This is a genomic window from Streptomyces sp. NPDC051180 (assembly GCF_040689545.1).
GTDB lineage: Bacteria > Actinomycetota > Actinomycetes > Streptomycetales > Streptomycetaceae > Streptomyces.
This window is the reverse complement of the sequence record NZ_JBFBBC010000019.1, coordinates 39,402-64,340: the sequence shown is the minus strand read 5'-3', so window position 1 is coordinate 64,340 and position 24,939 is coordinate 39,402. Positions and strand designations below refer to the sequence as shown.

General features: G+C 73.7%; 19 protein-coding genes. 6 read left to right on the top strand and 13 right to left on the bottom strand.

All coding sequences use genetic code 11. The annotated features are described in order from the left end of the window. Positions 1-26: 26 nt before the first annotated feature. Entirely contained in the window at positions 27-242 is a 216-nt protein-coding gene (locus AB0424_RS27400; protein WP_366309227.1) for an EF-hand domain-containing protein, read from the bottom strand. Between the two features lie 74 nt (positions 243-316). Between AB0424_RS27400 and AB0424_RS27395 the strand changes: the two genes are divergently transcribed. Then, positions 317-955 (top strand): GNAT family N-acetyltransferase, encoded by a 639-nt coding sequence (locus AB0424_RS27395; RefSeq protein WP_366309226.1) that lies wholly within the window; start codon positions 317-319, stop codon positions 953-955. A gap of 25 nt (positions 956-980) precedes the next feature. On the opposite strand, the gene AB0424_RS27390 is transcribed toward AB0424_RS27395, so the two are convergent. The 6 genes from AB0424_RS27390 to AB0424_RS27365 form a co-directional block, all read right to left on the bottom strand. Continuing rightward, positions 981-2,174, bottom strand: coding sequence for a YncE family protein (locus tag AB0424_RS27390; protein WP_366309225.1), 1,194 nt, complete (start codon positions 2,172-2,174; stop codon positions 981-983). Then, positions 2,174-2,947 (bottom strand): polysaccharide deacetylase family protein, encoded by a 774-nt coding sequence (locus tag AB0424_RS27385; RefSeq protein ID WP_366309224.1) that lies wholly within the window; start codon positions 2,945-2,947, stop codon positions 2,174-2,176. The genes AB0424_RS27390 and AB0424_RS27385 overlap by 1 nt, the downstream gene beginning before the upstream one ends. Before the next feature lie 397 nt (positions 2,948-3,344). Next, positions 3,345-3,851, bottom strand: a complete 507-nt coding sequence (locus tag AB0424_RS27380; RefSeq protein WP_366309223.1) for an ATP-binding protein — start codon at positions 3,849-3,851, stop codon at positions 3,345-3,347. A 98-nt stretch (positions 3,852-3,949) separates the two neighbouring features. Beyond that, positions 3,950-4,717, bottom strand: a complete 768-nt coding sequence (locus AB0424_RS27375) for an enoyl-CoA hydratase-related protein (protein ID WP_366309222.1) — start codon at positions 4,715-4,717, stop codon at positions 3,950-3,952. A gap of 109 nt (positions 4,718-4,826) precedes the next feature. Continuing rightward, positions 4,827-6,089: an Ig-like domain-containing protein gene (locus AB0424_RS27370; protein WP_366309221.1), complete on the bottom strand. Its 1,263-nt coding sequence runs from the start codon at positions 6,087-6,089 to the stop codon at positions 4,827-4,829. 187 nt (positions 6,090-6,276) lie between these two features. Then, the gene (locus AB0424_RS27365; protein WP_366309220.1) at positions 6,277-7,494 is read right to left on the bottom strand and encodes an Ig-like domain-containing protein; all 1,218 of its coding nucleotides are present in this window, start codon (positions 7,492-7,494) and stop codon (positions 6,277-6,279) included. Between the two features lie 165 nt (positions 7,495-7,659). On the opposite strand from AB0424_RS27365, the gene glgX reads away from it, so the two are divergent. Beyond that, positions 7,660-9,864 carry a glycogen debranching protein GlgX gene (glgX, locus tag AB0424_RS27360; protein WP_366309219.1) on the top strand — a complete coding sequence of 735 codons (2,205 nt, stop codon included), beginning with the start codon at positions 7,660-7,662 and terminating at the stop codon, positions 9,862-9,864. Positions 9,865-10,105: 241 nt separating this feature from the next. Here the strand turns inward: glgX and AB0424_RS27355 are convergent, their stop codons facing one another. Beyond that, entirely contained in the window at positions 10,106-10,954 is an 849-nt protein-coding gene (locus AB0424_RS27355) for a hypothetical protein (RefSeq protein ID WP_366309218.1), read from the bottom strand. A 132-nt stretch (positions 10,955-11,086) separates the two neighbouring features. Here AB0424_RS27355 and AB0424_RS27350 point away from each other — a divergent pair, with 132 nt between their 5' ends. Next, a complete protein-coding gene (locus AB0424_RS27350; protein WP_366309217.1) occupies positions 11,087-12,898 on the top strand; it encodes an ABC transporter ATP-binding protein in 1,812 nt (603 codons plus the stop codon). After that, positions 12,895-14,739 carry an ABC transporter ATP-binding protein gene (locus tag AB0424_RS27345; RefSeq protein WP_366309216.1) on the top strand — a complete coding sequence of 615 codons (1,845 nt, stop codon included), beginning with the start codon at positions 12,895-12,897 and terminating at the stop codon, positions 14,737-14,739. Before AB0424_RS27350 ends, AB0424_RS27345 begins: the two co-directional genes overlap by 4 nt. Before the next feature lie 56 nt (positions 14,740-14,795). Here the strand turns inward: AB0424_RS27345 and AB0424_RS27340 are convergent, their stop codons facing one another. Then, complete coding sequence (locus AB0424_RS27340) at positions 14,796-15,062, bottom strand: hypothetical protein (protein ID WP_366309215.1); 267 nt, start codon at positions 15,060-15,062, stop codon at positions 14,796-14,798. A gap of 80 nt (positions 15,063-15,142) precedes the next feature. Next, positions 15,143-16,636 (bottom strand): MFS transporter, encoded by a 1,494-nt coding sequence (locus AB0424_RS27335; protein ID WP_366309214.1) that lies wholly within the window; start codon positions 16,634-16,636, stop codon positions 15,143-15,145. Positions 16,637-16,761: 125 nt separating this feature from the next. On the opposite strand from AB0424_RS27335, the gene AB0424_RS27330 reads away from it, so the two are divergent. Further along, a complete protein-coding gene (locus AB0424_RS27330) occupies positions 16,762-17,658 on the top strand; it encodes a TetR/AcrR family transcriptional regulator C-terminal domain-containing protein (protein ID WP_366309213.1) in 897 nt (298 codons plus the stop codon). A gap of 204 nt (positions 17,659-17,862) precedes the next feature. Beyond that, positions 17,863-19,887, top strand: coding sequence for a M4 family metallopeptidase (locus tag AB0424_RS27325; protein ID WP_366309212.1), 2,025 nt, complete (start codon positions 17,863-17,865; stop codon positions 19,885-19,887). Positions 19,888-19,977: 90 nt separating this feature from the next. Here AB0424_RS27325 and glgP read toward each other — a convergent pair whose 3' ends face one another. The 3 genes from glgP to AB0424_RS27310 form a co-directional block, all read right to left on the bottom strand. Then, a complete protein-coding gene (glgP, locus tag AB0424_RS27320) occupies positions 19,978-22,533 on the bottom strand; it encodes an alpha-glucan family phosphorylase (protein WP_366309211.1) in 2,556 nt (851 codons plus the stop codon). A 144-nt stretch (positions 22,534-22,677) separates the two neighbouring features. Beyond that, positions 22,678-23,730, bottom strand: a complete 1,053-nt coding sequence (locus AB0424_RS27315; RefSeq protein WP_366309210.1) for a monodechloroaminopyrrolnitrin synthase PrnB family protein — start codon at positions 23,728-23,730, stop codon at positions 22,678-22,680. Positions 23,731-23,898: 168 nt separating this feature from the next. Beyond that, positions 23,899-24,864, bottom strand: a complete 966-nt coding sequence (locus AB0424_RS27310) for an AraC family transcriptional regulator (protein WP_366309209.1) — start codon at positions 24,862-24,864, stop codon at positions 23,899-23,901. Between the last annotated feature and the right edge of the window lie 75 nt (positions 24,865-24,939).

The window sequence follows — 24,939 nt, the reverse complement described above, 5'->3', positions numbered from 1 at the left end:
TTGCGTCGCCCGCCCCGGCCGGCGGGTCACGCCTTGCTGTAGTGCGCCCAGAACTCGTCCCAGGACAGGACGCCGTCGCCGTTGTCGTCGCGCTGCTTGATGAGCACCTCGGCGACCGTCTCGGTGACGTTGAAGTCGCCCAGCTGGGCCATGACGCTCTTGTACTCCGCGGCGGTGATGAAGCCGTCCCCGTCCACGTCGAACTTGTTGAATGCCGTGCGTGCCGACTCGATGTCCGCCACTGCTTCCGCCCCTTCTCGGTGCTTGTCTGACGGGGGTCAGATTAGCTGGCCCGCCGCTGCCGGATGATGGGGGTATGAGCGACGAGGTGGCACGGGTCCTGGCGGCGGCGGCGCGCGGGGAGTTCCCGCCCCCGGACGGCGCGACGACGGTGGTGCCCCAGCCGGGCCCCCGGGACGCCGGGGTGCTGGCCTTCACCGCCCACTCGGTCGTCTTCACGGACGCGGACCCCGACTGGGTGCGGGCCGAGCTGGCGGCCGTGTCGAGCGACCCGCTGGCGGCCAGCATGAACCCGGGGTTCCTGTGGGCGCTGATGGGGCGCACGGGCCGGCACATGAACACGATCGACCTGCTCACCGTGGCCGACGCCCTGCCGGGCTCTCCCCCGCTGGCGCTCCGCGAGATCGAGGACCCGGACCACCCCCGGGTGGCGCGGGCGCTGAAGTTCCGCGACGAGGTCCGGGTGTGGGCGGCCGACGGCGGGCTGCTGGTGCTGGGGCGCGGCGTCGCGGGCCGCTGGGAGGCGGCGATCGAGGTGGACGAGGCGGTGCGCCACCGGGGCCTGGGCCGGGCGCTGGCGACGGCCGCCCGCCATCTCACGCCCGACCGGGTGGTGTGGGCCCAGCAGTCCCCCGGCAACGCCCGCAGCGTCCGGGTCTTCCAGGCGGCGGGCTACCGCCCGGTGGCGTCGGAGGCGCTGCTGATCGCCGGGTGACCGCCGGCCGCTCCCCGCGGGTCCGCTACCGGAAGACGCCCGTGTGGCCGAGGGAGTAGCGGCCGGGCTGGGGGTAGACGGCGAGGCCGTGGGGGCCGCTGCCGACCGGGATCCGCGCGATCTGCTTCCCCGTGGTGGTGTCGATCGCGTAGACCTCGGAGTCGTAGCGCCCGGAGAGCCACAGCACCTTGCCGTCGGCGGAGACGCCGCCCATGTCGGGGGAACCTCCCTGGGGCAGCCGCCACTTCTTGGTCAGCTTGTCCTGGGCGAAGTCGAAGACGGAGACGGTGCCCTCGCCCCGGTTGGGGATGTACATCTCGCGGGAGTCCCGGCTGATGTAGAGGCCGTGGGCGCCCTTGCCGGTGGGGAGCAGGGTGGGGGTGGCGAACGAGTCGCCGTCCAGGACCCACATGCCGTGGGCCATCATGTCGGCGATGTAGAACGTCCTGCCGTCCGGCGAGATCTTCACGTCCTGGGGCATGGCGCCCTGGAAGGGCAGTTTCTGCTGGCCGACGACCTCCATCTTCTCGGTGTCGACCTTCAGCAGTTCGCCGGAGAACTCGCAGGAGACGACGAAGTAGCGGCCGTCGGCGGAGAAGTCGGCGTGGTTGACGCCGTAGCAGCTGACCGGGACGGACTTCTTCCGCTCCATCGTGTGCGGGTCGCGGAAGACGAGTTCGCGGTCGAGCGAGGCCATGACGACGGCGTACTTGCCGTCGGGCGTGAAGTAGAGGTTGTACGGGTCGTGGACCTCGACGGGCTTGCCGGCGACGCCGGTGGCGGGGTCGATGGGGGTGAGGGTGTGGCCCCGGTTGTTGTTGACCCAGAGGGTCTTCAGGTCCCAGGAGGGGACGACGTGCTGGGGCTGGGCGCCGACCGGGATGGTCTCGACGACCCGGTAGGTGGCGGGGTCGATGACCGAGACGGTGTTGGAGTTGGTGTTGGGGACGTAGACGCGGGAGGGGAAGTCGCGTACGGCCGGGGCGAGTCGTCCGGGCCGGTCGGCGGCGTAGACGTCCTTCGGGTCGAGCAGGGGCGGCATCCCGGGGAGTCCGGCGGGGGCGGCGGCCGGTTTGGGCACGGCGGGGGCGGCGCCCTTCTTCACGACGGCGCCGCCGCCGGGGTCGGCGGTGCCGCAGCCCGCGAGTCCGGCGAGGAGGACGGCGGCGAGGAGGGTCCTGGTACGCGCCGTGACGTGTCTCTGTGTGCGGTGGGCCATCAGGTCAGCAGCTCCGTGGTGGTGACCGCGCGCAGTCCGCGGCGGTCGAGGTCGGCGAGGAGGAGGGGCAGCGCGGCGGCGGTGTCCGGGTAGCCGAAGTGCAGGCTGACCACCGAGCCGGCCCGGACGGTGCCGGCGACGGTGCGGACGACGGCGGCGGCACCGGGCGAGGTGAAGTCGAGGGAGTCGACGTCGTACGAGAGGACGTGCGGGTAGCCGGCACGGCGGGCGGCGCGCACCACGTGGGGGGCGGCGTGCGGGGTGCGCGAGGGCCGGAACCAGGTGCCGATGGAGCCGGTGAGACGGCGCAGGCGGTCGGCGCAGGCCACGATCTCCGCGTGGGCCTCGGCCTCGGTCATGGCGTTGACGTCGATGTGGCGCTGGGTGTGGTTGCCGAGGTCGTGTCCGCCGTCGAGGACACGGCGGGCGAGGTCGGGATGGTCGTCGAGCCACTCGCCGACGGCGAGGACGGTGACGCGGGCGCCGGCCTTCTCGGCCTGACCGAGGAGGGTGCGGGCGAGGGCGGGGTCGCCCTGGCCGTGGAAGGTGAGGGCGACGCGCGGCCGGTCGCGGGGGCCGTGCGCGATCTCGTCGGGGTGTCCGGCGAAGCGGCGGGGGCCGGGGGCGACGGCGGGCGCGGGGGCGGGGCGGCGCGGGGCGGCGGTGGCGGTGGGCGCGGGGCGGGGTTCCGTACCGCAGGCGGTGGCGAGGGCTCCCGCGAGGGCGGCGGCCGCGCCCGTCCGGAGGGCTCCTCGGCGGTCGGTCGGCTTCACCCGACCATTCAAAGGGCTCTTTGCCCGATTTATTACGATTAGGCCAATTCAGGACGTTTGCCCGGCCTTGCCGGGCGTCCACCATGCGGACGACCCCGGGAAACACCCGATGAACTGCATAGCCATTCAATGTTTTCAAGGTGGGTGCTGCACGTCACCAACGATTCACTGTCTAACTGTCCGCTTTTGACCACAGTTGTCACGGTAGAGACTTTTGGCGGCAAGGCCACCTCTCTGCCATAGTCGGAGACACGACCCCCATTGACCCGGGCCAGGTCGACATAGCGGCCGTGGATACACCCCCCCCCGTCCACGGCGCATCACACGGAAGCCCCCACGCGCCCCACCATGGCGCACGGGGGCTTCCGTGCGTCCGGGGACGGCCCGGCGGGTCGCGTCAGGGACGGTCCGCGACCCGCATCTCGAACCACGTCGTCTTGCCGCGCGGCGCCAGGTCCACGCCCCAGCGGTCCGAGAGCTTGTCGACGAGGAAGAGGCCGCGGCCGCTCGTGTCGAGCTCGTGCACCGGCATCAGACAGGGCAGCCCGCGCGAGGGGTCCCTGACCTCGACCCGGATCCAGCCGCGGCGGCGCTGGAGCCGCAGCGCGAAGACCCGGGCGCCGGTGTGCCGGACCGCGTTCCCGACGAGCTCCGAGACGAGGAGCACCGCGTGCTCGGCGATCTGCGGCCCGAGCCCCCACTGACGCAGGATCACGTACTGGGTCAGCCTGCGGGCCACCCACGCCGACTCGGGGCGGGACGGCAGCCGGACATCCTCCTCGGCCGGATTGCCGTACAACTCCACTGCTCCGGCGGCCTGTTCGTCCTCCGCGGCCGGTGACCAGCGCGCGGCGGCGGCGCTGCCGCGCTGCCAAGGTTGTTCCCTACCCTCCAGGCCCGCCATGCCCCCCATCATGGCCGCACGGAGCCGTCCGCGGGGGCCGTTCCGACGGAATCGGCCCCCGCGGACCACACACCCCGGGCCGCACACCGGGGCACGCGTCAGGCGAACTTCGCCTTGCCCGGGCCCTCCTCGACGAAGCTGCGCATCCCGCGCTCGCGGTCCTCGGTCGCGAAGAGCCCGGCGAACCAGGTGCGCTCGATGGCGAGACCGGTGTCGATGTCGGCCTCCAGACCCTGGTCGACGGCCTCCTTCGCGGCCCGCAGCGCGATCGCGGGGCCCTGCGCCAGCCTGGCGGCCCAGGCGTGCGCCTGCTCGTACACCTCGGCGGCCGGGACGACCCGGTCGACCAGACCGAGCGTCAGCGCCTCGTCGGCCTTCACCATCCGGCCGGTGAAGATGAGGTCCTTGGCGCGGGAGGGCCCGATCAGCCGCGACAGGCGCTGGGTGCCGCCCGCGCCGGGGATCAGGCCGAGCAGGATCTCGGGCTGGCCCAGCTTCGCGTTGTCGGCGGCGATCCGGTAGTCGGCGCAGAGCGCGAGTTCGCAGCCGCCGCCCAGCGCGTAGCCGGTGATCGCGGCCACCACGGGCTTGGGGATGCGGGCGATCGCGGTGAAGGAGTCCTGCAGGGCGCGCGACCGCTTGACCATGGCCGCGTGGTCCATGACCTGCATCTCCTTGATGTCCGCGCCGGCCGCGAACACCTTCTCGCCGCCGTAGAGGACGACCGTCCGCACGTCGTCGCGGTCGGTCGCCTCCTGGGCCAGCTCGCGCAGCCGGTCCTGGACGGCGATGTCCAGGGCGTTCATCGGGGGACGGTCGAGACGGATCGTGCCGACGCCGTCGGCGACTTCGAGGTTCACAGTCATGCAAGGAAGGTTAGCGGCCGTTAACGACGGGGGACCCGGTGCTGTTGCTCACAGCACCGGGTCCCGGCCGGTCGTGCGGCCGCCGCGCGGGGCGGCGGCCGTCAGACGACTACGCGATCCACTCCGACCAGTCCATGTTCCAGCCGTTGAGGCCGTTGTCCGGCTTGATCTGCTTGTCCTTGGAGTTCTTCACGATGACGACGTCGCCGATGATCGAGCGGTCGAAGAACCAGGCGGCCGGGGTCGAGCTGTCCCCCGCGCCGCGGGCGTCCTCCAGGCCGACGCAGCCGTGGCTGACGTTCGTGGAGCCGAAGGTGGACGACGAGGCCCAGTAGTTGCCGTGCACGAAGGTGCCCGAGGTCGACAGGCGCATCGCGTGCGGCACGTCCTTGATGTCGTACTCGCCGCCGAAGCCGACGGTGGCGCCGTTCATGCGGGTCACCTTGTACTTCTCGCTGATGACCATCTGACCGTTGTACGTGGTCGTGGACGGGGCGCCCGCGGTGATCGGCAGGGTCTTGATGATCGCGCCGTCGCGCTCGACCTTCATCGTCTTGGCGCTCGCGTCGACGGTGGAGACCTGGCGCCGGCCGATGGTGAAGGTGACCGTCTTCTTCTGCTTGCCGTAGACGCCCGGGCGGCCCTCGACGCCGTCCAGGTTGAGGTGCACGGTCACCTTGGTGCCCGCGGCCCAGTACTTCTCCGGACGGAAGTCGAGGCGGTCGTTGCCGAACCAGTGCCCCTCGATCGGCACGGACGGCTCGGCCGTCACCTTGATGGCCTTCTCGACGGCCTCGGGGTCGGTGATCCCCCGGGTGAAGTTGATGGACACCGGCATGCCGACGCCGACGGTCGAACCGTCCTCCGGCGTGTACTGGCCGATGAAGGTGTTCTTCGGGACCAGCGTGGTGAAGGTGGTGTCCTTCGCCGACTCGCGGCCCTCGGCGTCCTTCGCGATCGCGTGCACCTTGTACTGGGTGGCCGCGGCCAGGTGGGCGGTGGGCGACCAGCTGGCGCCGTCCGCGGCGATCCTGCCCTCGATCTCGGTGCCCTTGGAGTCGGCGACGGTGACCGTGGTCAGCTTGCCCTGCTCCGCGGTGACCTTGAGCGCCCCGCTGGTGGCGACCGCGTCGGCGCCGTCCTTCGGAAGGATCGTCACGACCGCCTGCGAGGCCGCGTTGTCCTGCTTGCCGCCGCCCTGGGCCGCCGGTCCCTGTCCGCCCGTGCCGCCGGCGGTCTCACCGCCGCCGCAGGCGGTCAGCACCAGGAGCAGCGCCCCCGCCGCCAGCGCCTGCAGCCGGACGCCCCCGCGCCGCCGGCCGCGACGCGCCGTCGCCCCTACCGATGCCCCCGATATCGGCTGCCCGTTCACTGTGGTCGTCTCCCCTCGCACGGCCTGGCAACCGCCACGGCCCCACCCCCGTGCGCATCCGATCGCGCACACAGCGCTAGACAATCACACCGCAGGACACGAAAGTTCCTCGTAAATGTCACTGTTCAGTCCCAGTCGACGTGCTAGAGAGCACCTCGGGGGCGGTGGTGCGGGAGGGGCACGGGCGTCACTCCAGCGCGGAGCCCGCCCGCCACTGTGGCCAGTCGAGGTTCCAGCCTCCGAGGCCGTTGTCGGGAGCCGCCTTCCTGTCCTGGGAGTTGACCACCTCGACCACGTCGCCGACGAGGGTCCGGTCGAAGAACCAGCCCGCCGGGGACTCGGAGCTGCCGCCCTTGTCGTCGCGCAGCCCCACGCAGCCGTGGCTGACGTTGGCCGATCCGAAGGTGGAGGCCGGGGCCCAGTAGTTGCCGTGCAGGAAGGTGCCCGAGTCGGTGAGCCGCATCGCGTGCGGCACGTCCTTGATGTCGTACTCGCCGCCGAAGCCGACGGTCCGGCCGTCCATCCGCGTCACGTCGTACAGCTCCGTGACGACCATCTTCCCGTTGTACGTGGTGGTCTTCGGCGCCCCCGCGGTGACCGGCACGGTGGCCAGGAGCTCCCCGTCCCTGCGGACCTCCATGGTGTGCGCGGCGGCGTCGACCAGCGAGACCTGGGAGCGGCCGACCGTGAAGCCGACCTTCTTGCGCTGGATGCCGTACACGCCGGGCGCCCCCTCGACGTCCCGCAGGGCCAGCTCCACGGTGACCTCGGTGCCGGGCCGCCAGTACGCCGCGGGGCGGAAGTCGAGCCGCTCCTTGCCGAACCAGTGGCCGACCACCTCCACCGGCGGCACGGAGGTGACGCGGATGGCCCGCTCGACCGCGGCCCGGTTCTCGACGGGCCGGCTGAAGCCGAAGGAGACGATCATGCCGGTGCCGACCGTGGAACGGTTCTCCGGCTTGAAATAGCCGATGAACCGGCTCTCCGGCACCACCGTGGTGAAGGTGGTGTGCCGGGCCGACCGGCGCCCGTGCGCGTCCAGCGCCACCGCGTCCACGCTGTACTTCGCGGACAGCGCGAGCCGGCCGCCGTCCCGGGGCCGCCAGCGCAGCCCGTCCGCCGAGATCTCCCCGGCCACCTGGATCCGCTGGGCGTCCTCGACCTGGACGACCGTCACCCGCTCCAGCCGGCCGCTGTCCACCCGCACCTCGACCGGGCCCTCCGGCGGCACCGCCCTGCTGCCGTCCTCCGGGCTGATCCGGATGACGTCCCCGGGTGCCCTCGCCTTGCCCGGGAGGGAGATGTCGATGCCGCGTCCGCCGTCCGCGCCCGTGCAGCCCGCCAGGCCGGCGATCAGTCCCGCGACCGCCAGCGCGTGCCTCGTCCGCTTCCATACTCGATTCACGCTCGGCCCAACGACGGCCACCCTCCAGGGGAAACGTGCGTGCGGGTCATGTTGGGAGCACGGCGGTGCGGGAAGAACAGGGGGAGAACCACCCGCGGGAGCGGCGGCCGGGACGCCGCCGCTCCCGCGGGATACGGGCCCGACGAGCCGCGGGAGGCCGGGACGGTGTCGAGCGCAGCCGAGCAGGAGGCGGTACACGAGCATGCCCTGGAGCGGGCCGGACCACCCGTGTGGCCGGGGACCCCGACTCCGCTCGGCGCCCGGTGCCGGGTCGGCCCCGACGGGGTCGCGGGCACCAACTTCGCCCTGTGGGCGGGCGGCGCGGAGGCCGTGGAGCTGTGCCTCTTCGACGCGGACGGCACGGAGCGGCGGCTGGCGCTGACCGAGCTGACCCACGAGATCTGGCACGGCTTCGTGCCCGGGACGGGCCCCGGGCAGCGGTACGGCTACCGGGTGCACGGGCGCTGGGACCCGTGGACGGGGGCCCGCTGGAACCCCTCGAAGCTGCTCCTCGACCCGTACGCGCGGGCCGTCGACGGCGACTTCGGGGCGCTGCCCCCGGAGGCGTACGGGCACGTGCGGGACTGGCCGCAGCAGCACGTGGCGGACACCGTCCGCGACGACCGGGACTCGGCCCCGTACGTCCCGAAGGGGGTCGTCGTCCACGACGACGACGACTGGTCGGACGACCGCAGGCCGAAGACGCCCTGGCAGGACTCGGTCATCTACGAGGTGCACGTCAAGGGCTTCACCCGCCGGCACCCTGGCATCCCCGAGCACCTGCGGGGCACCTACGCGGGTCTCGCGCATCCGGCGGCGATCGAGCACCTCACCAGCCTCGGCGTGACGGCGGTGGAGCTGCTGCCGGTGCACCAGTTCGCGCACGAGGACCACCTCCTGCGGCGCGGCCTGCGCAACTACTGGGGCTACAACTCGCTCGGGTACTTCGCCCCGCACGCCGGCTACTCCTCGTCCGGGACGGCGGGTCAGCAGGTCGGCGAGTTCAAGCGGATGGTGCGGGCGCTGCACGCGGCCGGCATCGAGGTCATCCTCGACGTCGTCTACAACCACACGGCCGAGGCGGGCGAGCTCGGCCCCACCCTCTCCCTGAAGGGCATCGACAACCGCGGCTACTACCGGCTCCAGTCCGACGCCCGGCGCTACGCGGACTACACGGGGTGCGGCAACACCCTGCACGTCGTGCAGCCGCAGGTGCTGCGGCTCATCACCGACTCGCTGCGCTACTGGGTGACGGAGATGGGCGTCGACGGCTTCCGCTTCGACCTGGCGGCGGCCCTCGCCCGCTCGATGCACGACGTCGACATGCTCTCGCCGTTCCTCGCCGTCATCGCCCAGGACCCGGTGCTGCGCCGGGTCAAGCTCATCGCCGAGCCCTGGGACGTCGGCAACGGCGGCTACCAGGTCGGCGCGTTCCCCCCGCTGTGGACCGAGTGGAACGACCGCTACCGGGACGCCGTACGGGACTTCTGGCGCGGGGCGCTGCCCGACGTCCGGGACCTCGGCTACCGGCTCTCCGGCTCCAGCGACCTGTACGCCTGGGGTGGGCGGCGGCCGTACGCCTCCGTCAACTTCGTCACCGCGCACGACGGCTTCACCCTCCGCGACCTGGTCACCTACGAGCGCAAGCACAACGAGGCCAACGGCGAGGGCAACCGCGACGGCACCCACGACAACCGCTCCTGGAACTGCGGTACCGAGGGCGAGACCGACGACCCGGGGACCAACGCCCTGCGCCTGCGCCAGCAGCGCAACCTGCTCACCACCCTGCTGCTCTCCACCGGGGTGCCGATGCTGGTCTCCGGCGACGAGATGGGCCGCACGCAGGGCGGCAACAACAACGCCTACTGCCAGGACAACGAGATCGGCTGGCTCGACTGGTCCCTGCCGGAGGACCCCGGCCGGGCGGGGCTGCTCGCCCTGACCCGCCGGCTCCTCGCACTGCGCCACCGCCATCCGGTGCTGCGCCGCCGCGCCTTCTTCTCCGGCCGCCCGCAGCGCGCCGACGGGCTGCGGGACCTGGCGTGGTTCACCGCCGAGGGCGCCGAGATGACCGAGCCGGACTGGTACGCGCCCACCGCCACGCTCGGTCTCTACCTGTCGGGCCGGGACATCCCGGGTCGGGACGAGCGCGGCGAGCGGATCACCGACGACAGCTTCCTCGCCGTCCTCCACGCGGGCCCCCGCCCGCTGGAGTTCCGCCTTCCGGGCCCGCCCTGGGCGGCGTCGTACGAGCTCGTCGTCGACACGGCGCGCGACGACCAGGCGCACGCCCCGGGCACCCGCCACGAGGGCGGCGGCACGATCACGGTCGCCGCGCGGTCGACGGTCCTGCTGCGGGTCGGGGGGTGAGCGCTCGCGCCCGGCCACCACGGCGCGACGGCGGTGGCCGGGCGGAGCGAGGGTGCCCGTCCCTGTGGGCCGGGGCGCGGTCCACAGGGGCACCCGTGCCGTGGACCGTCCTCAGCCCCCGTCCGACGGCCCACGCACTCGACCAGTGTCGTGCGCCGTACACCCGGATCCTAGGCATCCGACGCACGATTCCTTGACGCTGCGCGCACGGAGCCGCGCTCGGGCACCGGCGGCGCGGCCGTCAGTCCCCGGCGGCGAGTTCCGCTTCGAGCCGGGCGAGATGACGCGCCTCGGCGTCCTTGCGCACGGCCGCGAAACGACGGTCGACGAGGAGGACCGGAAGCAGCCAGAGGTAGCCCCAGAGGCTGAACGAGTCGACGACGCCGGTCTGGCGGAGCACCTGGTTGGTGACGAGGGCCAGCACGAGGGAGACCGTCCAGGCCGCCGGGCGGTGCCGCCCGAGCAGCCGTACGGGGGCGTCCCGGGGTCCCGCGAGGGCTTCGAGGGTCGCGGCGCGCACCGCGGCGTCGCGGTCGGTGGGGTCGGCGGCCTCGGCCGCGCGGGCTGCCGCGAGGGCCGCCGCGTGGCCGCCCTCGGCGAGGGCGTCGGTGGCGGCGCGGGCCTGGGACACGGTCGCGGTGTGCGCCTCGCGCTTGACGGCGCTCTCGTGGGCGGCGTTCATCCGCAGGTCGTCCCAGTAGCCGCGCCGGGACCAGCGCTCGACGGCGGCGAGCCGTTCGGATTCGGCGGACTCCGGGGCGAGTTCCCTGAGCCGCCGCGCGAGGCCGTCGGCGCGGGAGGCCCGGCCGGGGCGGTCGAAGCCGTCGGCGCGCAGGCACAGCTCCGCGTAGCCGGCGAGCAGTCCGAGGTGGTCGCCGTCCAGGGCGAGCCCCGCGCGGAAGGCCCGCTCGGCCTCGTCGTCGTGGTCGTCGTCGTCCTCGGCGACGTGGCCGAGCGCGAGCCAGCAGTACAGGTCGGGGTGGGGGCCGAGCTCGTCGAGGCCCTGCCCGGCGGTGCGTCGGACGGCTGCCGGGCCACCGGCGAGGAAGAGCTGCTCGCAGCGGTCACCGAAGGCGTCTGGCGTGGTCATGTGGTGCTCCCTGTACGTGCCCCCCGGTGGAGGTCGCGCAAGTCTCCGACGTGTGGCTTCGCGTGGTCAAGACCATTCGGGGCGGGAAAAACCGGATGAGACCGTCAGGGGTGAACCGTAAGGTCGGGCCTGATGCCCGAGAATCCTGTGACCCCAGCGAACCCCTCCGACCACCGCGCACGGTCGGCGGTGCGCGTGCTGCTGCGCCTGTGGCCGTATGTGCGGCCGGTGCGGGGGAGGTGGATCGCGGCGGCGGTCGTCGCGATCGTCGCGTCCTGTCTGTCGCTGGTCATCCCGCTCGTGCTGAAGTGGATGGTCGACGGGCCCATCACCGACCGCGACCCGGGCGGGGTCTGGCGGGGCGCGCTGTACCTGCTGCTGCTCGGCGTGGCCGAGGCCGTGCTCTTCGGCTTCCGGCGCTGGCTGGTGGCGCGGCCGCTGTCGGGCGTCGAGGCGGGGATGCGGGCCGACCTGTACCACCGGCTCCAGCGGCTGCCGATCGCCTTCCACGACCGCTGGGCGTCCGGGCAGCTGCTGTCGCGCGGGACGACGGACCTCATGCTGGTCCGGATGTTCCTGGCGTTCCCGCTGACGTTCCTGCTGGTCAACTCGGTGACGATCCTCGCGGGCTGTGCGCTGCTGCTCGCCCAGGACTGGTCGCTGGGCCTGGTGCTGCTGACGCCCGTCGTGCCGCTCGTGATCGTCTGCTCCTTCTTCGAGAGCCGGTACGGGGTGGTCGCGCGCCGCTCCCAGGACCAGGTCGGCGACCTGACGACGGTCGTGGAGGAGAGCGTCCTCGGCATCCGGATCGTCAAGGGCTTCGGCCGGCACCGCAGCCAGGCGGAGGCGTTCCGGTCCCTCTCGGAGCGGCTGCGGGGCACCGAGCTGGCGAAGGCCCGGCTGCTCGCCATGATCTGGGCGGTCATCACCGTCGTGCCGGAGCTGGCCATCGGGGCGGCCCTCGTCCTCGGCACCGTGCAGGTCGCCGACGGCGACCTGTCGGCGGGCACGCTCGTCGCGTTCCTGTCGACGGCGCTGGCGCTGCGCTGGCCGGTGGAGTCGATCGGCTTCCTCCTCGCCATGACCCAGGAGGCGGTCACCGCCACCGAGCGGTACTTCGAGGTGATGGACGCCGAGGAGGAGCCGGACAGCGCCCCGGTCACGGCCCCGGTCACGGCGCCCCGGGCCGACGGCGGGGTCCGCTTCGAGGGCGTGACCTTCCGCTACCCGGACGCGCCCGGGGACGCGCCGCCGGTCCTCGACGGCGTCGACCTCCACATCCGGCCGGGCGAGACCCTCGCCCTGGTCGGCGGCACCGGGTCCGGCAAGACGACGCTGACCGCGCTCGTCCCCCGCCTGCACGAGACGACCGGCGGCCGGATCCTGCTGGACGGCGAGGACATCGCCCTGATGGAGCGGGCCCGGCTGCGGTCCCTGGTCTCCATGGCCTTCGAGGAACCGACCCTGTTCTCCGCGAGCGTCGGCGACAACGTCCTGATGGGCGCCGGGAGCACCGCCGGCGAGCCGGAGCTGCGGCGCGCCCTCGGCGTGGCGCAGGCGGACGCGTTCGTCGACCGGATGCCCGAGGGCGTCGCGACCCGGGTCGGCGAGCAGGGCCTGAGCCTCTCGGGCGGCCAGCGCCAGCGGCTCGCCCTGGCGCGGGCGGTCGTCGGCCGGCCCCGGTTCCTGATCCTCGACGACCCGCTGTCGGCGCTCGACGTGCACACCGAGGCGCGGGTGGAGGCCGCCCTGCGCGAGGTCCTGCGGGACACGACGGCCCTGGTCGTGGCGCACCGCCCGTCGACGGTGATGCTCGCCGACCGGGTGGCGCTGCTCTCCGGGGGCAGGATCGCGGCGGTCGGCACCCACCAGGAACTGCTGCGGAGCAGCACGGAGTACGCCTGGCTGATGTCCGGCGAGAAGACGGCCCGGGAGGGGCGATGACGGACACCACGCTCGAGAAGAAGCCCGCGGAGGCGGCGGCGGACCCACTGTCCGACCCCTTCGACCAGGACGACCTGCCCGCGCCGCCCGGCGCGACCGGCGCGCTCCTGCGGTCGCTGCTCGCCGCCCACCGGACGCGGGTGGCGTGTGCCGCGCTGGTCCTGCTGGTCAAGGAGGCCGCCGTCCAGGCGGGCCCGCTGCTCGTCGCGTACGCCATCGACCGGGGCGTCCCGGCCTTCCGTGCCGGGGACCACGGCCCCGTGGTGGCGGTGGCGGTCGGCTACCTCCTGTGCGCGGCCCTGTCGGGGTTCCTGCAGTACGTCTTCGTGCGCGGCGCGGCCCGCGTCAACCAGGACGTGCTGCTCGACCTGCGCGGCCGGATCTTCCGCCACGCCCAGGTGCTGAGCGTCGACTTCCACGAGCGGTACACCTCGGGCCGGCTGATCTCCCGCTCCACCACGGACGTCGAGTCGCTGCGCGAGCTGCTCTCCGAGGGCCTGCAGGAACTGATCGGCGTCGTCCTGTCCTTCGTCTCCATCTCCCTGGTGCTGCTCTGGCTCGACCTGGGCATCGGCGCGGTGGCCGTCCTCTCCTTCGCGCCGCTGTACCTGCTGGTCGGCAGCTACCGGCGGCGGGTGGGCGAGGTCTACACGCACCGGTCGACGGCGATCGCCGGCGTGATCGTGAAGTTCGCGGAGACGATGAACGGCATCCGCCCGGTCCGCGCGTTCCGCCGCGAGGAGGCGAACGACGCCGAGTTCGCGGTCCTGAACCGCCGTCACGAGCGCAGCAACGGCGACGCGCTCCTGGAGATGGCCCGCTACGTCGTCGGCTCCCGCCTGGTCGCGAACACGGCCGTCGCCGGCATGTGCCTCTGGGGCGCCTACCGGGTCGCAGGGGGCTCGCTCGACCTCGGCGTCCTGGCGGCGGCCGTGCTCTACATGCGGCGCCTGTACGACCCGATCGACCGCCTCGGCATGTTCCTCAACTCGTACGAGTCGGCCGCCGCCTCCCTCGCCAAGATCGCCGGGCTGCTCGCCCAGGAGCCCGGCGTGCCCGAGACGGCGGCTCCCCGGCCGCTGCCCCCGCGCGCCGGCTCGCCCGGCCGCGAGGTCGTCTTCGACGGCGTCCGCTTCGCCTACCGGACCGGCGGGGAGGTGCTCCCCCGCTTCGACCTGACGATCCCGGCGGGCCAGACCGTGGCGGTCGTGGGTGCCACGGGCGCGGGCAAGTCGACCCTCGCCAAGCTCCTCGCCCGCTTCTACGACCCCACCGACGGCCGGGTCCTCCTCGACGGCGTCGACCTGTGCGACCTCGCCACCCCCGACCTGCGGCGCGGGGTCGTCATGGTCACCCAGGAGGCGTTCCTCTTCTCGGGGACGGTCGCCGAGAACATCGCGATCGGCCGCCCGGACGCCACCCGTGCCGAGATCGAGGCCGCGGCCGAGGCCATCGGCGCGCACGCGTTCATCTCCGGCCTGCCCGACGGGTACGACACCGACGTCCGCAAGCGCGGCGGACGCATCTCCGCCGGCCAGCGCCAGCTGGTGGCCTTCGCGCGCGCCCTCCTCGCCGACCCGGCCGTCCTCATCCTCGACGAGGCCACCAGCTCCCTGGACGTCCCCGGCGAGCGGGCCGTCCAGCAGGCGATGGACACCGTCCTCGCGGGGCGTACCGCCGTCGTCATCGCCCACCGCCTCTCCACCGTCGAGGTCGCGGACCGCGTCCTCGTCATGGAGTCCGGCCGCATCGTCGAGGACGGCCCCCCGTCCGCCCTGGTCTCCGGCGACGGGCACTACGCCGGTCTCCACCAGGCGTGGCGCGACAGCCTGGTGGGCTGAGTTCCGGGCGGCCCGGCGGGTTGCTCCCGCCGGGCCGCGCGGGTCGTACCCCGGCGTCAGCCGATGGTCGCGATGACGGCCCCGACGAGCCCCATGAACAGGCCGCCCGGCACCAGGAAGCCGCCCAGGACCCGGAAGAAGCCCGCCTTGAAGCGGGAGGGTTCGAGGAGGGCCAGGTCCCCCGTGCGGGCCGCGGTCACGGCCCGTACCGCGTTGCGGCGCTCCGCGGCCCGGTCGGCCGCCCCGCGCACGTTGAAGAGGAACATCCCTCCCCATACCGCGCACGCGACGCCCATCGCCGCGATCACGATCCCCACCACCATCGTCGTTCCTCCCCTGGTCCCCCGGCCGCTCGGCCGGCCGCAGGACTGTGCCACCGGCACGCGGCCCGTGGCAAGGGAATTCAGGAGGGGGTCCGGCGGGTCCGCAGCAGGGCGAAGGAGAGGACGGCCGCCAGGACCATCAGGAGGGCGGCGCCGACGGCCGCGCCGCCCATGGCCCGCACGAAGGCGGTCCGCGCCGCGTCGAGGACGGCCGGGGCGGCGCCGAGCGCGCCGCCCAGGGTCTCGCGGGCCGCGGGCGGGGCGGAGGCGGGCACGCCCGCGGTGTACAGGGCGGCGCCGACGGATCCGAGGACGGCCATGCCGAGGGCTCCGCCCAGCTCCTGGCCCGACTCCATGACGGCGGCGGCGGAGCCGGCGCGCTCGGGGGGCGCCGCGCCCAGGGCGAGTTCGTTGGCGAGGGTCATGGCGGAGACGAGCCCGGCGGCGTACACGGCGCTCGCCACGAGGACGCACCAGAGGGGCGTGGCGCGGTCGACGGTGGCGAGCCAGGCGAAGCCGGCGGCGGAGACGAGGAAGCCGCCGCCCATCACGTGGGCGCGGTCGAGGCTCTTCGCGAGCACGGCGGCCGTGGGTGCGGCGACGAGGACGCCTCCGGTGGGCACGAGGCTCCAGAGGGCGGCCTCGAAGGGGCTCTGTCCGAGGACGGACTGCAGGTACTGGGTGAGGAAGACGGCGAAGCCGACGGTGGCGGCCATGGCGAGCAGGTTGACGAGGGCGGAGCCACCGTAGGCGCGGTTCCGGACGAGCTTCAGGTCGACCATCGGGTGGTCGAGCCGGGCCTGCCGGCGCACGAAGACGACGGCGACGGCGAGCCCGGCGGCGACGGAGGCGGCCGGCACGGGCGCCCAGCCGTCCTTGGCGAGCTCCTTGACGCCGTGGATGACGGGGAGCAGCGCGGCGAGCGAGAGGCCGCCGCTCAGCAGGTCGAACCTGCCGCCCGCGGCCGCCCCCTTGGACTCGGGGAGCAGGGGGCCGAGGGCGAGGAGGAGCGCCATGGCGGGCAGGTTGAGGAGGAAGACGGAGCCCCACCAGAAGTGCTCGACGAGCGCGCCGCTGACGACCGGGCCGAGGGAGATGCCGCTCGCCATGACGGAGGTCCACAGGGTGACGGCCTTGGCGCGCTGGGCCGGGTCGGGGAAGAGGGTGCGGATGAGGGCGAGGGTGGCGGGCATGAGGCAGGCGCCGCCGACGCCGAGGAGGGCTCGGGCGGCGATGAGCGCGCCGGGGGTGTGGGCGTACGCGGCGGCGACGGAGGCGATGCCGAAGAGGGCGGCGCCGCCGAGGAGCATCCGGCGGCGGCCGACGCGGTCGCCCAGCGCGCCCATGGTGACGAGCAGTCCGGCGAGGACGAAGCCGTAGGTGTCGAGGATCCAGAGCTGTTCGGTGGCGCCGGGGCGCAGGTCGGCGCTGATGGAGGGGAGGGCGAAGTAGAGGACGGAGACGTCCATGGAGACGAGGAGCAGCGGCAGCATGAGGACGCCCAGGGCGGTCCATTCGCGCCGTCCGGCGCGGGCGGGCTCCGTCGTGGGCCCGGGTTCTGCGGTGAGTGTCATGCGGCGAAGGAAGCAGCCGCCGGCGTACGGCGCCACTCCCGCCCTAGTGCACCTGCGGGTGCGGTCGGGAAGGTGCAGTTCAGCGGCGCGTACGACGTCCCTGGCGCACTAGTACACTCACCGCCGTGACGAACCGACCGCCCTATCTCGCCATCGCCGCCGAACTCCGTCGCCGCATCCGCGCGGGCGAACTGTCCCCGGGCGACCGGGTGCCGTCGACGCGGGCCGTGACGCGCGAGTGGGGCGTGGCGATGGCCACCGCGACGAAGGCGCTGGCGGTGCTGCGCCAGGAGGGTCTGGTGCGGGCCGAGCCGGGGGTGGGCACGGTGGTGGCCGCCGCGGTGGACCCGGACGCGGCGCCGCTGTCGCGGGAGCGGCTGGTGGCCGCCGCGCTGGACCTCGCGGACGCCGAGGGGCTGGGCTCGCTGACGATGCGTCGGGTGGCGTCGGTCCTGGGGGTGTCGACGATGACGCTGTACCGCCACGTGCCGGGGAAGGCGGAGCTGGTGCGGCTGATGGCGGACGCGGCGTGCGGGGAGGTCCCGTTGGGGCCGGTGCCGGCGGAGTGGCGGACCGGCCTCGAACGGGGGGCCCGCTGGCTGCGCGGGGTGTACGCCCGGCACCGGTGGATGGCGCACGCGATGGCGTCGTTCACGCGGCCGGTCGCGACGCCGCACGCGATGGCGTACACGGAGTGGGTGCTGCGGTCGATGCGGGGCACTCCGCTGTCGCACGAGGACAAGCTCCACGCCCATCTGCTGATCTTCGCCTTCGTCCAGGGGCTGTCGATGGCGGACGACCTGGAGGAGCGGGCGCGTCAGGACACGGGCATCTCGGACGGCGAGTGGATGGAACAGAATGAGCCACGCTTCGACGCGATCCAGGCGGGCGGCTCGTACCCCGAGCTGGCCACCGTCACGGAGGGGGGCGGCTTCGGTCTGGACCTTGAGGCGCTCTTCGAATTCGGGCTGAGGCGAACGCTGGACGGCATCGCGTCCATGATCGACGAAACGTCCGGTTAACGAACACGGACGTACGGGCAGCGGACGATTTTTGGCCAACTTACCGACGCGCTCCTGACAGGTCCCCGTCATTCCTGTCACTCTCTCCCCGGCTCTTCGCATCAATGTTCAGCGCTTCACCCGAACGTGCTCCACAGCTCTCCTTGCTCTGCCCGGACGGGCTCACCCCAGTCCGCCGGTACCCCCCTCGCATAAGGAGTCTGCGTGAGATCCACGCCCAGCCGCCGTGCCACCGCGACCGGCGCCCTGATCGCTGCCGCCGCGATGCTCACCCTCGGCGTCCAGTCCGGCCCGGCCGCGGCCGACACCTTCGCCGCCGCGCCGCAGGCGCTCTCCGCCGGCAAGGCCAACCCCGGCAAGCTCCCGGCCGACCTCTCCCCCGCCCAGCGCGCCGCGCTGATCAAGGCGGCGGACGCCGACAAGGCCGCCACGGCCAAGTCCCTCGGCCTCGGCGCCCAGGAGAAGCTCGTCGTCCGCGACGTGGTCCAGGACCGCGACGGCACGACCCACACGCGCTACGAGCGCACCTACGCCGGACTCCCCGTCCTCGGCGGTGACCTGATCGTCGCCGAGTCCAAGGCCGGCGCCACCACCGCGGTCACCAAGTCCTCGCGCGCCGAGCTGAAGAACGTCGACCTCAGCGCCGACGTCGCCCCGGCCGCCGCCGAGAAGCAGGCCGTCGGCCTCGCCGCCGCGGAGGGCTCGAAGAAGGCCGCCGCCGACCGCGCCCCGCGCAAGGTCGTGTGGATGGCACAGGGCGCCCCCGTCCTCGCGTACGAGACCGTCGTCGGCGGCCTCCAGCACGACGGCACGCCCAACGAGCTGCACGTCGTGACGGACGCGAAGTCCGGCGCGAAGCTCTTCGAGTGGCAGGCCATCGAGACCGGCGTCGGCAACACGATGTACAGCGGCCAGGTGACCCTCGGCACCGCGCCCTCGTACACGCTGACCGACACGGGCCGCGGCAACCACAAGACGTACGACCTCAACGGCGGTACGTCGGGCACCGGGACGCTGTTCAGCAACACCACGGACACCTGGGGCAACGGCCTCCCGTCCAACCGCGCCACCGCCGGCGCCGACGCCCACTACGGCGCCGCGCTCACCTGGGACTACTACAAGAACGTGCACGGCCGCTCCGGCATCCGCGGTGACGGCGTCGGCGCGTACTCCCGGGTCCACTACGGCAACGCGTACGTCAACGCGTTCTGGTCGGACTCCTGCTTCTGCATGACCTACGGCGACGGCACCGGCAACACCAAGCCGCTGACCTCCATCGACGTGGCCGCGCACGAGATGACGCACGGCGTCACCTCCAACACCGCCGGCCTGGTCTACAGCGGCGAGTCCGGCGGCCTCAACGAGGCCACCTCGGACATCTTCGCGGCGGCGGTCGAGTTCTACGCCAACAACGCCAGCGACCCGGGCGACTACCTCGTCGGCGAGAAGATCGACATCCGCGGCAACGGGACCCCGCTGCGCTACATGGACAAGCCGAGCAAGGACGGCTCGTCCAAGGACGCGTGGTACTCGGGCATCGGCTCCATCGACGTCCACTACTCCTCGGGCCCGGCGAACCACTTCTTCTACCTGCTCTCCGAGGGCAGCGGCGCCAAGACCGTCAACGGCGTGAACTACGACTCGCCGACCTCCGACGGCCTGCCGGTCACCGGCATCGGCATCGACAAGGCCCGGCTGATCTGGTTCAAGGCGCTCACCACCAAGTTCGGCTCCTCGACCAACTACGCCGGCGCCCGCACGGGCACCGTCGCGGCGGCCACCGAGCTGTACGGCGCCGGCAGCCCCGAGGTCACGGCCGTCGAGAACGCCTGGGCCGGCATCAACGTCGGCACCCGCCCCGGCGGCGGCAACCCCGGCGGCAAGGTCTTCGAGAACACCGCCGACGTGACCATCCCGGACTCCCCCGGAGCCGCGGTCACCTCGACGGTCAACGTCACCGGCGTCACCGGCAACGCCCCGAGCAACCTCGCCGTCGGCGTGGACATCATCCACACCTACCGCGGTGACCTCGTGGTCGACCTGATCGCCCCCGACGGCTCGGTCTACAGCCTGAGCAACCGCTCCGGCGGCAGCGCCGACAACATCCAGCAGACCTTCACCGTCAACGCCTCCTCGGAGGTCGCCAACGGTGCCTGGAAGCTCCGCGTCCAGGACAAGGCCGGCGCCGACACCGGTTACATCAACAGCTTCAAGCTGACCTTCCCGTAGGCCGGAAGGCCCGCACGGCCTGAAGTGACAGGACGGACGCCCGGAGGGAACCCCCTCCGGGCGTCCGCGCGTTGCGCCCACCCCCCGGCTCTACCGCAGGAGGACCCCGGCGCCCTCCGCCTTCGCCTCCGCCGGGAGGGCCACGAGGCCCGGTTCGGCGGGGTGGGCGAGGAGGGGGTGCGCGGGCAGGACGCGGACCGTGCAGCCGAAGGAGCCGGTCCGGTCGAGTTCCAGGGTGCCCGCGTAGGGCAGCCTGCCCTCCAGGTCGGGGCCGCCGGCCGGCTTGAGGGTGACGGTGCGGGGGGCGGTGAGGGTGTCGTCGGCGTCGACCCGGCCGGTGACGGCCTGCACCTCGACGTCGTCGGGGCCGAGCGCGCCGAGGGCGACCCGGACCCGGACGACCGGGGTGGCACCGAGCTCCGCGTCCGCGAGGTCGTCGGCGAGCCCGTCCCCGACCTCGACGTGGTCGACCGCCACCCGCGGCCAGCCCTCCCGGACCCGCGCCTTCCAGGCCGCGAGGTCCCGCGCCCGGTCCGGGGTGAGCGCCCGGCGGGCCGCGCCGGCGGGGACGTACAGCCGCTCGACGTACTCGCGGACCATCCGGTCGGCGAGGACCTTCGGGCCGAGGTCGGCGAGGGTGCGCCGGACCATCGCCGTCCAGCCGGCCGGCACGCCGTCGGGGCCCCGGTCGTAGAAGCGCGGGGCGACCCGGCGCTCGATCAGCTCGTAGAGCGCGGCGGCCTCCAGGTCGTCGCGGCGGTCCTCGTCCTCGGCCGCCGCCCCGTCGGCGGTGGGGATGGCCCAGCCGAAGTCCGGCTCGAACCACTCGTCCCACCAGCCGTCGAGGACGGACAGGTTGAGGCAGCCGTTGAGGGCGGCCTTCATCCCGCTGGTGCCGCACGCCTCCAGAGGCCGCAGCGGGTTGTTGAGCCAGACGTCGCAGCCCGGGTAGAGGCCGCGGGCCATCTCCATGCCGTAGTCGGGCAGGAAGACGATCCGGTGCCGGACCCGGGGGTCGTCGGCGAACCGGACGAGCTCCTGGACGAGCCGCTTCCCGCCGTCGTCGGCGGGGTGCGCCTTGCCGGCGACGACGAGCTGCACGGGCCGCTCGGGGTGGAGCAGCAGCGACCGCAGCCGGTCCTTGTCGCGCAGCATCAGGGTGAGCCGCTTGTACGACGGGACGCGGCGGGCGAAGCCGATGGTGAGGACGTCGGGGTCGAGGACGGCGTCCGTCCAGCCGAGTTCGGCGGCGGCGGCGCCGCGCTGCCGCCAGGACGCCCGCAGCCGGTCCCGTACGTCCGTGACCAGCCGTTCCCGCAGGGTGCGGCGCAGCTCCCACAGCTCGCGGTCGGTGGGGGCGTCGCCGAGCCGGCCGACCTCGGGGGCGACCCAGGTGGGTGCGTGGACGCCGTTGGTGATCGAGCCGATCGGCACCTCCTCGGCGTCGAACCCCGGCCAGAGCCCGGCGAACATGTCCCGGCTGACGGCCCCGTGGAGGGTGGAGACGCCGTTGGCGCGCTGGGCGAGCCGCAGGCCCATGGCGGCCATGTTGAAGACGCCGGGGTCGCCGCCGAGCGGGGTCTCGTCGCCGAGGGCGAGGACGCGGCCGGTGTCGACGCCCGGGAGCGCGCCGTCCTCGCCGAGGTGGCGGGCGACCAGGCTCCGCTCGAAGCGGTCGATGCCGGCGGGGACGGGGGTGTGGGTGGTGAACACGGTCCCGGCCCGGACGGTCTCCAGCGCGCTGTCGAAGTCCAGCCCCTCGCCCTGGAGTTCGCGGATGCGTTCGAGGCCGAGGAATCCGGCGTGGCCCTCGTTGCTGTGGAAGACCTCGGGGGCGGGGGTACCGGTGAGCCGGCAGTAGGTGCGGACGGCGCGGACGCCGCCGATGCCCAGCAGCATCTCCTGGAGCAGCCGGTGCTCGCTGCCGCCGCCGTACAGCCGGTCGGTGACGCCGCGTTCGCCGGGGGCGTTCTCCTCGACGTCGGAGTCGAGCATGAGGAGCGGCACCCGGCCCACCCGGGCGATCCAGAGGTGGGCGTGCAGGCTGCGGCCGCCGGGCAGCGCGAGGGTGATCCGGGCCGGGTCGCCGTCGGCCTCCCGCAGCAGGTGCACCGGCAGCTCGCCGGGGTCGAGGACCGGGTACTGCTCCTGCTGCCAGCCGTCGCGGCCGAGGGACTGGCGGAAGTAGCCGTGCCGGTAGAGCAGTCCGACGCCGATCAGCGGGACGCCGAGGTCGCTGGCGGCCTTGAGGTGGTCTCCGGCGAGGATGCCGAGCCCGCCGGAGTACTGGGGCAGGGCGGCGGCCACGCCGAACTCGGGCGAGAAGTAGGCGACGGCGGCGGGGGTGTCCCCGGACCGGCCCTGGTACCAGCGGGGGGCGTGCAGATAGTCGTCGAGGTCCTCGGCGGCGGTCCGCAGCCGGGCCAGGAACTCCGGGTCGGCGGCGAGCGCCGCGAGCCGGGGGGCCTCCAGGGCGCCGAGGATCCGGACGGGGTCGGCGCCGGCCGGCCCGTCGGGGGCGAGGGAGTCGAAGAGCGCCCGGGTGGGCTCGTGCCAGGACCAGCGCAGGTTGTGCGCGAGGTCGGCGAGGGGTCGAAGGGTGTCGGGGAGGACGGGACGCACGGTGAATCGACGGATTGCCTTCACGTTGTCCACCTTCGCAGGCGAGTACGGAGCGGAGCGGGCGCACCACGCTGTGCGTCCGGCGTGCCGCCGACGTTAGGTCACGCCGGGGCCGTGCCGCCACGGCGCACGGGAGCGCCCTCCGCCCGCCCGGACCGCCCCCGCCCCTCAGCGGGCGGCGGCTCCGGTGGCGGCGCGGTGGTGGGTCGCGCGGCGCAGCATGGTGCGGTTCTCCTCGGTCATGTCCAGGACCGAGCGGAGCAGCGCGGCCGGGGACCGGGGCGTCTCGGGGCGGGGCGCCCGGCGGACGACGCCGAGGTGGCGGGCCCGGAGCCCGGTGAGGATCCGCAGCGCGCGGGCGAGTGCCTCGGCGGCCGGCCGGTCCGCGCCCGTCCCTCCGGACACCGCCAGCCTGGTCACCGCCGACACCCCGTCGCGGTGGCGGGCGTGGAACTCCCGCCAGGCCGGCAGGGCGTAGGGCACCTCCTCGGCGAGGACGGCGTCGTGCGCCGGGTCGGCGCGGTCGCAGGCCCACAGCGCCAGGTCGACCGGCCAGAGCGGGAGCGTGACGGCGGCCGGGCCGGGGTGGGCGCGGCCCGCGACCTCGACCTCGTCGAAGTACGGGCGCAGGGTGAGGGCGACGTACTCGGGCGAGACCTCGGCGACGGTCCGCTCCATGGCGTCGGCCGTGGCCCGCAGCCGTCGGGCGATCCGGTCCAGGGCGCAGGCGAAGCGCGCGTCGTGCGGTTCGAGCCGGGTCACCAGGGCGCAGTCGTCGAGCGTCGCGGAGAGCACGGGCAGGACGGCGCGGCCCGCCTCCTGGAGCCGCGCCTCCGCCGGATGACCGGTGTACGAGCGGCGGCGCGGGCCGGCCGGGTTCCAGTCCGTGTAGTGGTGGACGGTGTCACGGGGCACCATGTCGGTGCGGCGGCCGAGGATCTCCAGTACCGGCAGCGCCTCCGGCACCGCGGCGAGCGGCTGGGTCCCGTGCCGGCGCAGCGATCCCAGCAGGATGCCGAGGTCCCGCATCGCCGCCGCCGCGCCGCCGACGCTCCACAGCGCGGCCCGCTCCTGGTCGGGCACCAGGGCGCGGAGCGCGACGGTCAGGGCGGCGACGTCGGCCCGCTCGTTCATCAGGGGCACCGCGGCGAGCAGCGCGTCGGCGCCCAGCGGGTCGGCGGCGCGGATGTCCTCGGTGCGGTGGCGCGGCTCGCCGAGCAAGGACCGGCTCCTCTCCTCTGCGGCCCCCTCGCCGGTGGCGGCGGACGCCGGACCGTGCCGCGGGGCCGTCCCGAGCCTGCCCCGCGGGTTCCGGCCGGACAATGAGCGTCCGGCCGGGGCTCCTTAAGAACCGTCCAGGGGGCGCCCGAAGATGTCAGGTCGGGTGGCTCAGGCGGCCCTCTCCTCTCCCGAGCGGTACTCGCCCGGGGTCACCCCGAACCACTTGCGGAAGGCGAGGTGGAAGCCGACGGCGCTCCGGTAGCCGACCCGGGCGGGCACGGCCGACTGCGGCAGCGAGGTCTCGGCGAGGAGCCGGCCGGCCTCCTGCATGCGGCGGGCGGCGAGGTACCGGGCGGGCGACTCGCCGACCAGGGCGCGGAAGGCGGCGGTGAAGGCGGACCGGGACATGCCGACCTCCCGTGCGACGGAGTCGATGGTCCAGGGCTCGGCGAACCGGGTGGCCAGGACGACCACGGCGCGGCTGATCCCGGAGTGGCGCAGCAGCGGCAGCGAGGCCGGGCTTCCGGCGAGTTCGCGGAGCAGCGGGCGGAGCGCGAGGACGAGCGCCATCTCGAAGGCGCGCAGGGTGATGAGCCGGTCTCCGGGGCCGGCGGGCCGGTCGGGCGCGGCGAGCAGCCGCAGGGTGTCGCGGAGCAGCGGCTCCCGGTCGACCTGGGCTCCGGCGAGGACGAGGGTCCGGGGCAGGGAGGTGGAGAGGCCGGTGGCGGCGCCGGCGTCGTAGCGGAGTCCGGCGCACAGGAGCCGGCTCTCGGCTCCGGAGCCGTCGATGACGATCTCGCCGGAGGTGCCGGGGTGCCGGGCGGGGAGGACGGCCCCGAGGGGGACGCCGCGGCGGTCGGGCCGGTCGGAGAGGCGGTGCGCGGTGCCGGTGGGGAAGACGGCGAGGTCGCCGGTGCGCAGGTGGACGGGGGGCTCGTCGTCGCCGGTGATCCAGCAGTCGCCCTCGACGACGTAGTGGAGGACGGCGCAGTCGCGCTCGGCGTCCCCCTCGATGGCCCAGGGTGCGCGGACGTGCCAGCGGCTGTCGAAGACGCCGGTGAGCCGGAGGTGTTTCAGGAGTTCGCTGAGGAGGTCCTCGCGCTGGTCGTGACGGTCGGTTCCCACGGTTTCCATGGACGATCCTTCAACTTCCGCCCCTGTTTGTTAATTGAACGGCCGAAGCCGCCGCGGCGAGCCTGGAAGACGCCG